General features: G+C 64.9%; 13 protein-coding genes. 10 read left to right on the top strand and 3 right to left on the bottom strand.

The window, feature by feature from the left end; all coding sequences use genetic code 11:
* Nucleotides 1-105: 105 nt before the first annotated feature.
* A complete protein-coding gene (locus OTER_RS10335; RefSeq protein ID WP_012374864.1) occupies nt 106-1,209 on the top strand; it encodes a right-handed parallel beta-helix repeat-containing protein in 1,104 nt (367 codons plus the stop codon).
* 148 nt (nt 1,210-1,357) lie between these two features.
* Here the strand turns inward: OTER_RS10335 and OTER_RS10330 are convergent, their stop codons facing one another.
* Nucleotides 1,358-1,957 carry a hypothetical protein gene (locus OTER_RS10330; protein WP_012374863.1) on the bottom strand — a complete coding sequence of 200 codons (600 nt, stop codon included), beginning with the start codon at nt 1,955-1,957 and terminating at the stop codon, nt 1,358-1,360.
* A 667-nt stretch (nt 1,958-2,624) separates the two neighbouring features.
* On the opposite strand from OTER_RS10330, the gene OTER_RS24060 reads away from it, so the two are divergent.
* A complete protein-coding gene (locus OTER_RS24060) occupies nt 2,625-5,042 on the top strand; it encodes a S8 family serine peptidase (protein ID WP_012374862.1) in 2,418 nt (805 codons plus the stop codon).
* Nucleotides 5,043-5,112: 70 nt separating this feature from the next.
* On the opposite strand, the gene OTER_RS10320 is transcribed toward OTER_RS24060, so the two are convergent.
* Nucleotides 5,113-5,445, bottom strand: coding sequence for a cupin domain-containing protein (locus OTER_RS10320; protein WP_012374861.1), 333 nt, complete (start codon nt 5,443-5,445; stop codon nt 5,113-5,115).
* 182 nt (nt 5,446-5,627) lie between these two features.
* On the opposite strand from OTER_RS10320, the gene OTER_RS10315 reads away from it, so the two are divergent.
* Nucleotides 5,628-6,953 carry a hypothetical protein gene (locus OTER_RS10315; protein WP_012374860.1) on the top strand — a complete coding sequence of 442 codons (1,326 nt, stop codon included), beginning with the start codon at nt 5,628-5,630 and terminating at the stop codon, nt 6,951-6,953.
* Here the strand turns inward: OTER_RS10315 and OTER_RS10310 are convergent.
* On the bottom strand, nt 6,940-7,377 hold the full coding sequence (locus OTER_RS10310) for a hypothetical protein (RefSeq protein WP_012374859.1): 438 nt from the start codon (nt 7,375-7,377) through the stop codon (nt 6,940-6,942). The genes OTER_RS10315 and OTER_RS10310 overlap by 14 nt on opposite strands.
* Nucleotides 7,378-7,591: 214 nt before the next feature.
* Here OTER_RS10310 and OTER_RS26175 point away from each other — a divergent pair, with 214 nt between their 5' ends.
* From OTER_RS26175 to OTER_RS10275, 7 genes are all read left to right on the top strand, one after another.
* On the top strand, nt 7,592-8,188 hold the full coding sequence (locus OTER_RS26175) for a hypothetical protein (protein WP_158305412.1): 597 nt from the start codon (nt 7,592-7,594) through the stop codon (nt 8,186-8,188).
* A 192-nt stretch (nt 8,189-8,380) separates the two neighbouring features.
* The gene (gene queA / locus OTER_RS10300) at nt 8,381-9,577 is read left to right on the top strand and encodes a tRNA preQ1(34) S-adenosylmethionine ribosyltransferase-isomerase QueA (RefSeq protein WP_012374857.1); all 1,197 of its coding nucleotides are present in this window, start codon (nt 8,381-8,383) and stop codon (nt 9,575-9,577) included.
* A 201-nt stretch (nt 9,578-9,778) separates the two neighbouring features.
* A complete protein-coding gene (locus OTER_RS10295; protein ID WP_012374856.1) occupies nt 9,779-10,366 on the top strand; it encodes a YceI family protein in 588 nt (195 codons plus the stop codon).
* 177 nt (nt 10,367-10,543) lie between these two features.
* Nucleotides 10,544-10,894: a tetratricopeptide repeat protein gene (locus tag OTER_RS10290; RefSeq protein ID WP_012374855.1), complete on the top strand. Its 351-nt coding sequence runs from the start codon at nt 10,544-10,546 to the stop codon at nt 10,892-10,894.
* Nucleotides 10,895-11,224: 330 nt separating this feature from the next.
* Nucleotides 11,225-11,785, top strand: a complete 561-nt coding sequence (locus tag OTER_RS10285) for an NfeD family membrane protein (RefSeq protein WP_012374854.1) — start codon at nt 11,225-11,227, stop codon at nt 11,783-11,785.
* Nucleotides 11,786-11,826: 41 nt separating this feature from the next.
* A complete protein-coding gene (locus tag OTER_RS10280; protein WP_012374853.1) occupies nt 11,827-13,440 on the top strand; it encodes a flotillin family protein in 1,614 nt (537 codons plus the stop codon).
* A 52-nt stretch (nt 13,441-13,492) separates the two neighbouring features.
* On the top strand, nt 13,493-13,678 hold the full coding sequence (locus tag OTER_RS10275) for a PspC domain-containing protein (protein WP_012374852.1): 186 nt from the start codon (nt 13,493-13,495) through the stop codon (nt 13,676-13,678).
* Nucleotides 13,679-13,686: the final 8 nt, after the last annotated feature.

Here is a 13,686-nt window from a genome sequence, read left to right as displayed (position 1 = left end):
AAGACAAAACGTGACGTCTTCCGTCGCCCGAGTGGCTCCCCCACTCGCCAGGCGGTTGACTCACGGGCCGTGGGTCCGCGAAAACGGTGGCTGTTGCCTCACGTCATGTCCCCATCCATCTGTTCCGCTGCTTCCCCACTCCGGCGTCGTCTCGCGCTGTACTCGCTGCTCGTGCTGGCCACGTTCGGCGCGACCACCGCACTGACAGCGGCGGAGATCGTCGTCGGCGACATGGACAATCTTCAGGCGAGAATCGACGCGGCGCAGGGCGGCGACGTGCTCCTGCTGGGCAACGGCCCCTACGCCGGCTTCACCCTCGAGGGCCGGCATTTCACCGCCGAGCGCCCCTTGGTGATCAGGCCCGCGCCTGGCGCCCGCCCCGTGCTCCGCGGCCAGGGCTACACCGGCTACTTGGCGAAGATCACGAACACCAGCTATGTTGTCTTGGACGGGCTCACGCTGACGCGCACGAACCAGCCGATCTATAGCACGAGCGTCGAGCACCTGATCCTGGTCAACCTGCACATCCACGACATCGGCCAGGAAGCGATCCACATCCGCGGCCAGTCGCGACACATCGACATCCGGGACTGCCGGATCTACGACAGCGGACACACGCAGCCACAGTGGGCGGAGGGCATCTACATCGGCATGGGCCAGCCACCGTTCGAAAGCGTCGAGCACGTCTGGATCGAGGGCAACGACATCGCCCGCACCGGGAACTCCGAGGCGATCAACCTCAAGGCCCGCGTGTATCACGTCACGATCCGCGGCAATCGCGTCCACGATCTCGCGCCCGGCACCGCCACGCAGCACAACGAGGCGGCGGTCAGTTGCGAAGCGGCGGACCGCAGCTACCGGCCCGGCGAGGATCCCGATGTCTGGATCGAGCGAAACGAAATCTTCGACGTGCGGTTCGGGCGCTGGGCCAACGGTATCAAGCTGTCCACGATGGGCGGGCGCGTCATCGGCAACACGATACGTGACTGCGCGCAGCACGGCATCGCCTTCAATGCGTATGACAACGGACCGGGCGCCTTCCCAGCGTGGCTGTTCGACAACCGCATCGAGCGCTGCGCCGCCGGTGCCATTAGCGGCACCGTGCTGCAGGTCCGTCACGCCGACCCCGGTCCCAACCCCAATCGCCCGCAGACCTGGTATCGCGCGTCGCCGCCCGCTTCGCCTGCCCGCCAGTCAGAAAAACTCTGACGGCAGTCCGACCACGACGGCGCCTCCCGCCGGCCCGGATCCGACCGGTCAAGAGTCAAGACGTGACGTCTTCTGCTGCCTCTCCGAAAAACCAACCGATCGTTTCTACGATATCCATAATTACGATGGCCGCGTGTTGGCGTTCGCCCTAGGCGGGATCGATCCTGCGAAGGAATCGGACACCGTGCTTCGTCTCATACGTGTGAACGTCGCGGACGCCACTCGGCCCGAGGAAGCTGATGCTGATCTTCTGGGTCTGGCTCCGGAGCACCGTAGCGAACACATAGCGGAAGATGTGGATGTGCTCGTTATCCTGATTCAGCGCCCGAAAGATCGTCAGCTCTCGCCCGTCTATATTCGCGCTAACCTCAAGACCATCGGCGCCGCGATTTTCGACAAGAAGGCACACGTCCGTTCCGTCTGGCATATCGGAGGTCACTTCCTCTCGGAACGCCGTCAAGACGTTACCGCTCGTTGTGAGAAGAAAGCTCACTCGGGTTGGCTTGGGGCGATACTCGATCCTGGCGAGAACAGTTTCGGAGAGCGTGAAGTATGGAGCGTTCTGCAGAGATCGGCGCCTAATCTCCCGCAGCTCCTTCTCGCACTCGCTCCTTTCCTTTTCCGCCTTCGCCTGACGCTCCTCTGCAATCCGCTTGTCACGCCGTGCAAAATACAAGTGCCACCAGCCCACGACGGCAGCCGCGGTAGGAGGAAACGCAGCACAGACGATCAACAACCAGTCCGGCATAGATCTGACGGGAACATCCTAGCGTTTCCGGATCAACACGTTTTCACACCTGATGAACTCCCGACATCATTGCCGATCGTGTGATCGTTTGCGGGATCTACCTCGCGCGCTACAAAACCGAGTTCAACAGAAGGGGTCATATGAGGTGCAGAGAAGGGGTCAAGGTGCAGAGAAGGGGTCATGTGTGAACTTTCGACAACCCTTTCCAGCCGGCCGGGCGGTGGTCCTCTAGTGATTGTGCCAACTCGAGGAATCCGCCGGCTCCACCGAAGTGGGAGCAAGCCATACGCAATGACGCCCACGCAGCCGGGGCCTGGATGAAGTTCGACAAATTGAGCGGCCGAGACGCCCGCGCTCCCACGGAACCCTGCGCTCATCGTTGAGAAAGTGAAGGGCGACTGCTTCCGCGTGTGTTGCGCCACGTGTGACGGCGCCCCACCGGTTTCCACTGCGAGCTGCACTTAGCCTGCTGCTGCTCGGAATCGTCGGCTGGTGGAGCTGGACTCCTGTCATTGACTCTCGCCCAGCCGCCAACCCACCCGCAACGGCGAGCCGACTCGCCGAGTCCACGCCGGGGTCAGCGACCCCGGCTACAACGGCCACACACGAAGGTGCGGCCGTTGTCCGAACCACCCGAGATTATCTGCTCTTCGGTCGCACTTACCCGGTGCTCGACTGGCGGATCACGGCCGGTGACTCCCCCGGTGTCATTCGCCGGGAATGGCTGTTGCGCACTGGCGATCCAAACCGCGGGATCCGCGTCGAGGAAGAGGTGCGGCTCGGAACCACTGCCGACCATCGCGAGACAGTGCTGCGCCGCGACGCGTTCGTCGCCGACGAAATTCTGGTTCGCGCGCAGCCCACCGCGACCGCAGCGGAGTTCTCGGCCGCGCTCGTCCGCGCCGGTGCGAGGTCCTGGCGACCGATCACCGGCAGCGGCTACTGGCTCGCGCGTTGGCCCGCCGCCGATCTGGACACCCAGTCGCGCGCGCTCGCCGCGCTTGCGCGCGAATCCAACCTCATCCTCGCCGCCGAACCCAACGGGCTCGGCACCACCTGCGACACGCCGACCGACGAACGTTTTTCGGAGCAATACTCGCTCAACAACACCGGCCAGACCGGCGGCACGCCCGGCGCCGACATCCGGATGCTCCGCGCCTGGGATATCCGCCGCACCTGCCCCGACGTGGTTGTCGCCGTCCTCGATGTGGGCGTGGATTTCTCCAGTCCCGACCTTGCACCCAACCGTTACCGGAATCGGCGCGAGATCCCCGACAACGGTGCCGACGACGACCAGAACGGCTACGTCGACGATTGGAGCGGTTGGGACACCGCCAACAACGACAACGATCCGGAACCATCCGGCGATCATGGCACCGGTGCCGCCAGCGTCCTCGCTGCACGCGGCAACAACGACTACGGGATCGCCGGGATCACCTGGGAGGTGCAGCTCCTGCCGGTAAAGGTCCGCAACGCCCTCGGTGAAGCCACCACCGCCAGCCTGATCGCCGGCATCGAGTTCGCGCGGATCAGCGGCGCCCGAATCATGAGCATGTCGCTCGCCGGCTACCCGTACAGCCAAGCGACGCTGGCCGCCATCGAGCGGGCGCGCGACGCCGACATCCTGCTCGTGATCGCGGCATCCAACGCCGGCACCGACAACGACGTGTTTCCGTACTATCCGGCATCGTATCCATCGGATAACATCCTCGCGGTGGCGAACACCGATCACAACGACCAGCTCAATCTCGCCCTGTCATGCTACGGCCGCACTTCGGTCGACCTCGGCGCGCCCGGGACCCGGATCCGCGGGCTGAGTCTCAACGGCGGTTATCGTTACGGCAATGGCACGTCCAGCGCCGTCCCGCATGTCGCCGGAGTCGCCGCGCTATTGAGGCAGATGCGGCCCGAAGCCACCGTCGCCGACCTGCGCGACTGGATCCTCTCCACGATCGACCCACTGCCCTCACTGGCTGGACGGTGTGTCTCGGGCGGGCGGCTCAACGCCTACGCCGCGTTGCGCGTCGCCCAGAATCTCCCGGTCATCAGTCAGTCCCCTCAGGCGCGCACCGGCGCTCCCTGCCAATCAGCCGAGTTCACGATCGGCGCGTCGTCCGAGCTGCCGTTCACCTACCAGTGGCGGCGCAACGGCACCGCGCTCGCCGGCGCGACTAGCGACACGCTCACACTGCCCAGTATTCAGCCGGCCGACACCGGTATAGTCGACGTGGTCCTGGCCAACTCCACCGGCGCCAAAAGCAGCGCTGCCGTCGCGCTCGGGCTCGTCACGACTGGCAAGGCGCTTGGGTTGGGCGACGAGGTGCTTCGCGACATTTTCGTGCCTTCGAACGGCCACACTTACGACCAGGTTCTGCTCACCGGCGCCGCGGTGGCGATCACCGCCGATCACGCGCTCGGGCAGATCACGCGGCTGTCGTTTCTCGATCTCGACGACGATATCGTGCAAGTGGAGCTCAGCGGTCCGGGCACGTTGTCGTTGGTCCTGGACGATCCCACCGGCCCGGCATCGCCGCGCCATTACGAGCAGACCGTCGCCTACATGAAAGGCCACGCCGGCATCGTCATCGCCGGCGCAACGGAAGCGACGCACGTGTCGGTGTTCAGCGTCGGCCGGATCACTGCGGTCAACCAAAGCCTGTTTCGCGCCGGCGTGAGCTACGACGGCATCGCCGATCTGGCGTTCATCGCGATCACCAGCACCGATGGCCGGTTCGGCGGACTGCGCGCCGCCAACGCGACCTTCTTCGCGCATCGCGGATTGACGGGCATTCATGCGCCCGACGTGCAGTTCAACGGTCCGGTGTATGTGGGTGATATCAGTGCGTTCGACGCTGCGGCACCGGTGCTGATGCTCGGCGGCGCGACCGGCGACACGCGCATCACCGGAGGAGATCTCGAGCAGCCGAACGCCCAGCCGGTCCAAGTCAGCGGACTGACGCAGCTACGGTTTACCGCCGGCACCGATTCGCACGGCAACACGCTGTCCGCTCAATCCAATCGCGCCACGCTTCAGCAGGACGGGATCGATGTGACGGCGCGGATCGTGGTGAATCCCAGTCCCTGAGCCGGCGGTCTGAATTCGAGACGCGACGGGGGCGTCACGTCCCCAGAAAACAGCCCCAGGAAACAGCCGGTCAACGCTCGCGCGGCAGATACTCCTCGCGGACGGGTGAAAACACCTCGATCGCGACGGTGTCCTCCGTCACCACGGCGCCATGCTCCACGCCGCCGGGAATGCACCAGGAATCGCCGGCGCGAGTCGTGAACGTCTGGTCGCCGATCGTCAGCTCCAGCACGCCGCTGACGAGGTAGCCCGTCTGCTCGTGCGGATGCGAGTGCCGCGGCAACACGTGCCCCGCTTTCAGTCGGAACTCGGTCAGCAGCGTCTTGGCCCCGTGCACGAGCGTTTTCATGTGAACTCCGGGAAGCGCTTCCCGAAAGCCGTTCGAGTCCGCGTGTGCAAACATGACGCGGATTTACCCGCGTCGAGTCTGAAACTCAACCCTCCGCGCTTCCTTAAGCGAGCGCTCATGTCCGCGCCCCGTGAGCCCAGATCCGGCCGCATCTGGGGCGGAGCCGTACACTGGCCGTACACCTGCGGCGCACCCCGGCAGGCCATGATTGACAGCGACGCTTCTGGAGCCAATTCATGGCGCCAAGCTTCCCCTGGATCCCCCTTGCCCCCACACCGCGATTAGGCCGGCCCGAACAGGCCGGCTCGATCAAGATCGAGGCTCCGGCGCCCCGCGAAGCGGCCCACATGGATCTGCTTGAAGTCAACGTCGACGAACACAGGGCGAACGGGATGACGCGTCGCGAGGTTTCCATCGGCGGAACGGTGGTCTGGTTCGAATTCTCCGGGGATATCCTGCCGAATCCGATTTCGCTCCTCGATTTCGCCGTCGCAGCTTGTGTCTTTCCGGCCATGCGGCGCGGCACGGATGTGCGTATCCGAGGAAGGGTTTCGCGCCTCACGCTCAGCAGGATTGAGGAATTTCAGGAAGCCTGGAGCCTGTGGCTGCCCGGGGATTACCGGCCGGTCCGAATTGAAGCCGACGAGGTGGTTTCGCCCGGCCCGCCGCCATCCGAGCGGAGCGGCGTGTTTGCGTTTTCCGGCGGCGTCGACGGCACGTTTGCCCTCCTGCGTCATCACTTGCGCCAAGCCGGCCGGAGAACGGCGCATCCGGTCGCCGCGGTGCTGGTCCACGGCTTCGACATCCCCCTGCGCGAAACCGCCGCCTTCGCGACCGCCGCCGCCCAGGCGCGCGCGATGCTGACGCCACTGGGAATTCCGCTCGCGACGGTCCGGACCAATTGGCGGGAAGCGGCCTGCAAGCGCTGGAGTTTTGAGTTCGCCACGGGACTCGCGTCCTGTCTCCACGCGTTTCACGGCGTCGCCAATGTCGGGGTCGTGGGTGCCGACGAGGATTACGGGCATCTGGAGTTGCCTTGGGGTTCGAATCCTGTGACCAACCCGCTCCTGTCGGGCGCCGAATTCGAGTTTCACACCGAAGGGGGAGGTTTCACTCGCACCCAGCGGGTGGATTTCATCTGCAAACACTCAGATCTGGCGGGTCGGTTGCGCGTATGTTGGGAAGGCCCGGCGACCGGGAAGAACTGCGGGCGCTGCGAGAAGTGTGTGCGCACCCAGTTGAACTTCCTCGCCAACGGGCATGCGCCCTCGTGCTTTGATGCTCCCGTTTCTCTCCGTCGCATCCTCGGGCTCAAAACCCGCAATCAGGTCCAACTCGATTACCTGCGGGAGATCCTCGTTACAGCGCGACGAAACAGCATCAGCGATCGCTGGGTGCGCTGCCTCGCAGTCACGATTCAAAAGAACCGGTTTCTCCTGCCGGTTCGTGCGGTCAAGCGACAGGCGCACGAAGGTCTGCGCGCGCTCCGCCAAAAAATAACGTCGACGCGTGCACCCCGCGGCCGGGCGATCGGCGCCAAGGGCACGGTCACGGGGATTTGACCGTGGACGGCTGCGGCCGCGCTTCCCACCGCGCGATCGCCTCGCGGTGAATCGCGTCGAACACGCCGCGTCCGTGGCGCGCCACGATTTTCGGGCGCATCACGCGATTGTAGGCATCGGCGTATTTGGTGAACGCCTCCGTCGACACCTCGCCTTCGCGTGATCGCAGCTCGAGTCCATACTTGGTGCGCGCGATTTCGCGGCGTTCGCGGTCCCAGCTCACCGGCGGCGTCGACTCAATGAGCACCAACTTTCCCGCCGCGAAGTCCGCCTCGGCCTCCTTGTGACCATCGCGTGTCGCATACTCATCGCTCGGACGCACGACCGCGGGCGCCGGCTCCGGATGGCGCGCTTTCCAGTAGCCCACGTAGCCCGCGAACGCCGCCAGGCTGACGAGTGGCACGATGAGGATATTTCGCTTCACGGTTGGTTTGGAAATCCAAGCGGCGTCGGAGCGCAACCTGCAAGGCGAGACAGTGGGGACGCTGCGTCGCGCGCTTTTGGTTAGGGCTGTGTCCCGCTCAGCCGATCGACGACGCTGCGCCGCGCGATCCGCCGATAGCAGCGTTCTCGCGGCACCGGATGTTCGCGGCAAACTCGCTGCGCTAAGCTCGCGCCTCCGGCAACTCCTTCATGCCATGATGCACATCCGTACCGCTGCTCGTAGTGCCGCGTCGTCGCACGCCCGGTTCCACCGGTGGGTTCTCGCCGCGATGCTGTTTTCTTCCACCGCATTGCAGGCTCAGCTCGTCACCTACCACGTCGAGGCCCACGACACGATCCTTCACTCCGATCCCTACGTCGTCGACACCGTCGTGTGGGATTTCTTCTCACCCGACTATCAGCTCGCCAGCGTGCATGTGCGGCTGCCGGATGGAGGTCCCACTCTCGAACGGGAGAATCCTGACGACTGGTTTTACATGTGGGCACTACCCGGTTGGGGGTTTCACACGGACCCCGATTTCCTTGGTTGGAACGCCGAATACACCGGGATTGGTGTTGATGATCCTTGGCGCCCCCGCCGCACGGCGCTGTTTGGGGTGGAGTTCGAGCCCAACCCCACGCTCACGGCCGCGCTGCTCAATGCCGAAATCAGCTATGAGCTTGGGTGGCCCTATCAATATCCACCCGACTTCGTGCCCGTGCCGGAGTCGGCAACCTGGGGCTGGCTGGCGAGTCTCCTGCTCGCCGCTGCACCGGCGCTGCGGCATCGGCCGCGGCGATCCGACTGCTAGCCCGGACTTCACGAAGTTCGTAAAATATCCGCCCTCGGGGGCCGACTCGGTCGGGGCTAGCCGCGACAAGGTCGTTCCGCCGCAGGCGGACTGAAATTTCGGACTGAGCTTCACTCCTGTTCATGAAATTTCCGGGCTAGCGCGGTCGCCAAGCCCGACGCCGGGTCACCGCAGGGTTGCCGCCGGCGCGCAATGCCTTTGGCTCTCCGCGTGCCGCCGCTCCCGACCGATCTTTTCGACTACGAACTGCCGCCGCGCCTGATCGCGCAGACGCCGGCGGAGCGGCGCGACCGTTCGCGGCTGCTCGTCATCGATCGCGCCACGCGGAAACTGGCGCACCACACGTTCGCAGAGCTGCCAAAGTTCCTGCGCGCCGGCGACACGCTGTTTCGCAACAACGCCGCCGTCCTGCCCGCCCGGCTTCATGCGCGCCGGCCCACCGGCGGTGAGGTGGAGTGCTTTTTGCTCCAGCAGGAACCGACCGCAGGAAGTGGCACGGGCGTCCCGCCCGTGATTCAACCGGCAGAGGCAATTCAATCTTCACGGGCGGGACGCCCTTGCCACGAAATCTGGCGTTGTCTGATCAAACCGGGTCGTCGGCTCGCGGTCGGGGCGACGTTCGCGCATCCGTCGAAGGCGTTCACCGGTGAGATTCTAGAAAAGCACGCCGACGGCACGGCCCAGGTGCGTTTCACCACCTCGGACCATCGCCCGATCACAGCCGTCGCCAACGAGCTCGGCGACGTGCCGCTGCCGCCGTACATCGAACGCGATCCGCACGCGCCGGATCACGATCGCCAGCGGCAGCTCGACCTCAGCCGCTATCAAACGGTCTACGCCAACGCCGCCCGACAGGTCGCGGTGGCCGCGCCCACCGCGGGGCTGCATTTCACGCCCGAGTTGCTCGCCGCGCTGACGGCAATGGGTGTTCGGACCGCGGACGTCACGCTCCACGTCGGGCTCGGCACGTTCCAACCGATCTCCACCGCGACGATCGAAGAACATCGCATCCACCGCGAACTCTACGAAATACCGGCATCCACGCAGCGCGCACTTTTCCCGCCGCTGACCGGCCGCCGGATCGCCGTCGGCACCACATCGGTGCGGACGATCGAAGACTTCCTCTCGCAACACTCAACGCCACGGCCGGAGGAAGCGGCGCACGTTGCGGAGGCGGGCATCTTCATTTATCCGCCTCGGGAGTTCTGCGGCGTGGACGCGCTCATTACCAACTTTCACCAGCCCCGCTCCACGCTACTCTGCCTGGTCTCCGCGTTTCTCACGCCGGGCTCGACCGACGGGATCGCCTGGATTCGCGAGATCTACGCCGAGGCCATCGCCCGCGAGTACCGGTTCTTCAGTTACGGCGACGCGATGCTGATTCTCTGATCAGCCGAGAGCTGAGTGACCGTAGCCGGGGTCGCTGACCCCGGTGCCGGGCTCAACGAGCCCGGCTACAACGTGGCGAGATCCGTTCGGGCCCCGCGTGTGTCAACCGTAACGCGGTCGGTTGCACTTCGGGCAAATGCTCCTTTCTTCGCCCGACGGCCGTCCGGCCGGATCACCCATCCCAATCAGCGTGTCCCTTCCATGAACCGATTCACCCGCTTCACTGCCCTGGCCGCGCTCGCGGTCGGGTTCGTTCAATCCAGCATTGCCGCCGTCGAGACCTACACGATCGACCCGGTGCATTCGTCGCTCGGCTTCAGCATCCGGCATTTCGTCAGCAAGGTGCCAGGCACGTTCACCAAGTTCAGCGGCACCATCACGGTTGATCGCGACAATCTCGAGCACAGCTCCGTCGAGGCCACCATCGATGTCGGCTCGGTGAACACGGCCAACGAGAAACGTGACAATCACCTCAAGAGCCCCGACTTCTTCGACGTGGCGAACCACGGCACCGCCAGCTTCAAGAGCAAGAGCTGGAAGAAGACGGGCGAGGATACCTTCGACATCGTCGGCGACCTGACGCTGCACGGCGTGACGAAGGAGGTCGTGCTCCAAACCAACCTGCTTGGGTTCGGCGAAGGCGCGCGCGGCGCGCAGCTCTCCGGCTGGGAAGCGACGACCACGATCAAGAAATCCGACTTCGGCGTGAGCGGTCCGGCGATGCTCGCCAAAACCCTCGGCGACGAGGTCACGGTGAAGATCAATATCGAGGCGGGCAAAAAGTCGTAACCCGAACCCTCGAACTACCACGGATGACACGAAGGAGCACGGATCCATGATTAGTGCGGGCATAGAATCCGTGATCCTCGGCGAAATCTGTGGTTCCCTGGTTACTCCGATCGGCGTTGGCCGTTCGTTGCGTTGTGGGCTCAGTCTGCCAGCCATTGCTAATCCCGCACCTAGCGAATGACTCCCGACGAACTGCAGAGCCTGATCGAGGACGCCACGGCCGACTATGCGGTGGGCGAAACCGAGGCCGCGCTCGCGAAACTCGGCCGTGCCACGAGCGCCGCGCCGGAGTCGTTCGAAGCGTGGCATGCGCTGGCCGAGGTGAACTTTTCGCTGCGCCGGCTCGATGACGCGTTGGCGGCGGCGGAACGCGCGCACGCACTGCGTCCAGGCGACCTGTTCATCAACACGACCCTTTCGCGGATCTGGATGGAGCGCGGCGACAAGGCGCGCGCCGAGCACTTCGGTGCGCAGGCGAAGATCCAGAGTTGGAAGGAGCAGTTGAAGAATCCGTCCGGCGACAGCTGACGCGCGATTGAAACGGTAGGGCCCGACCGCGGGGCGGGCCGGAAAGACGAGCGACAAATCGAGGTATTCTCGGCGGGCCCATCGGTCACGCCCTACCCTGTTCGCACTCCAATGGGGACGCGACGCCCTCGTCGCGTTCAGGCAAAAAACCGCGACGAGGGCGTCGCGGCCCCATCAAACAGTTCCTTCCCTCGGCCGCACCGCCCCGACTGTGCGCCGCTCGACCCGCCACGCTGCCGTTCGTCCAGTTGCCACCGGCTTTCGCTTGCTCGGCTCGCGCCGCGGTGGTTGGATCGCGCACGCCCGCAACCCCCGAGCGTTGGCGATCCTATGACGACCCTCTTCTACGCGGTGTGTCTGGTGGCCGGTCTGCTGTTCACGTTGATCAGTGCGCTGGCGGGACACGCATTCGACGGGCACGACGGCGGCGACGTCGGCACCGGCGGGCACGCCGAAGCCGGCTTCGATAACTCCGGGATCCCGGGCATCTCGTTCTTCAGTCCGATGGTGCTCGCCTGCTTTGTCACCGCGTTCGGTGGACTCGGCATCGTGTTCAGCGGCATCGAGGGCACTTCCTCCGTCTGGATCAGCGCGCCGCTCTCGATCGCGGGCGCCATCTGCATCGCGTTCGCCGTCCTCTGGCTCTTCAACGCCGTCTTCAGCCGCTCGCAGGCGTCGAGCGAAGGCCAGGTGGCCTCGATCGTCGGCCACACCGCGTCGCTGATCACGCCGATCCCGGAGAACGGTGTCGGCGAAATCGCTTATGTGCAGGCAAACAGCCGCTACACGGCGCCCGCGCGCTCAGAAAAAGGCGTGCCCATCAGCACGGGCGAGACGGTGCGGATCACGCGCATCGTCAGCACGCAGTTCTATGTCGAACGCGTGAGTTGATTCTCCCCGGCCAGATTTCACCTCCTCTTCCCCCGCCTCCCATGCATGCGCTGACTACCTCCGCCCCGCTTTATCTCGCCGCTGCCAGCGGCACGGACGTTCCCTGGCTCAAGGCCATCGCCTTTGGCGCCGTGGTCGTCATCCTCGTGTTCATCCTCGGCGGCATCTTCGCCAGCCGCTACACGAAGGTCGGCCCCAACCAGGTGCTCGTCATCTCCGGCCGCAAGCGCCGCGTCGTCGATCCCGACGGCAGCGCGCGCCACGTCGGTTACCGCATCGTCAAGGGCGGCGGCGTGCTCGTCTGGCCGGTGCTCGAAAAAGTCGACGTCCTCTCGCTCGAACTGCTCACCATCGACGTGCAGACGCCCGAGGTCTACACGAGCAAGGGCGTGCCGGTGAAGGTCGACGGCGTTGCGCAGATCAAGGTCAAGGGCGACGACGTCGCGATCGCCACGGCGTCCGAACAGTTCCTCGGCAAGAGCACCGACGAGATCCGCAACATCGCGACGCAGACGCTCGAGGGCCACCTCCGCGCCATCCTCGGCACGATGACCGTCGAGGAGATTTACCAAAACCGCGATGCCTTCGCCTCCAAGGTGCAGGAGGTCGCCGCCGGCGACATGGCGAACATGGGACTCGGCATCGTGAGCTTCACGATCCGCGACATTCGCGACACGCAGGGTTACCTCGATGCGTTGGGCAAACCCCGCATCGCCCAGGTGAAGCGAGACGCCATCATCGCGCAGGCCGAGGCCGATCGCGACGCGATGATCAAGTCGGCCCAGGCCACGCAGGCCGGTCAGGAGGCGAAGTTCCTCGCCGACACGCGCATCGCCGAGGCGCAGCGCGACTATCAGTCCAACGTCGCACAGTATCAGGCCGCAGTGAACCAGAAGAAGGCGGAGGCCGACCTCGCCTACGATCTCCAGAAATTCAAGACCGGCCAGCTGGTGAAGGCCGAAGAGGTGCAGGTGCAGATCATCGAGAAGCAAAAGCAGATCGAGCTGCAGCAGCAGGAAATCCTGCGGCGTGAACGCGAGCTCGACGCGAGCGTTCACAAGCCGGCCGATGCCGAACGCTACAAGGTCGAAACGCTCGCAAACGCCCGCAAGTTCCAACTCGAAGCCGAAGCCGCCGGCGCCGCCTCCGCGGCGAAAGCCACCGGCTTCGCCAACGCCGACGTGGCCAAAGCCACGGGTCTCGCCGAAGCCGAGGCGAACAAGGCGCGCGGTCTCGCCGAGGCCGCGATCATCGAGGCGCAGGGTCACGCACAGGCCGAGGCGATGCGCCAGAAGGCCGAATCGTTCAAGCACTACAACCAGGCCGCGGTGATCGAACTGATCGCGCGCGTGCTGCCGGAAATCGCCGGCAAGATCAGCGAGCCGCTCGCGAAGACCGAGAAGATGGTGATCATCAATTCCGGCAACGGTATCGGCGGCGGTGCGAGCAAGCTCACCGGTGACATCACCCAGATTCTCGCCCAGCTGCCGCCCGTGCTCGAGAGCCTCACCGGCGTAAAATTTGAAAAACTGCTGGAGCAGGTGCCGGCGTTGAAGCAGGCGATGGCCAAGGACGAGCCGGTGAAGGTGCCGGTGGTTCCCGTCGTCCCGCCGCTCAACCTGACCATCGAGCCCACGACGCCGAAGCGCGGATGAGTCGCTAAGCGAAACATCCCCGCGAAGCCTCCGCCTCACGTCTCACCTACCCATGAAACTCACCCGTTCTGGGTCGGACAAGATGATCGCCGGCGTTTGCGGTGGACTCGCGCAGCATCTCGGCTGGCCCGCCGGCCGCCTGCGTGTCGTCTACGTGTTGCTTTCGCTGCTCAGCGTCGCGTTTCCTGGCATCCTCCTCTATCTCGCTCTCTGGTTTCTCATGCCGGAGGAAGACTGACGTCGCGA

This window comes from Opitutus terrae PB90-1 (assembly GCF_000019965.1).
Classification (GTDB): domain Bacteria; phylum Verrucomicrobiota; class Verrucomicrobiia; order Opitutales; family Opitutaceae; genus Opitutus; species Opitutus terrae.
The sequence above is the reverse complement of the archived record's forward strand: the minus strand, read 5'-3'. Positions and strand labels throughout refer to the sequence as shown.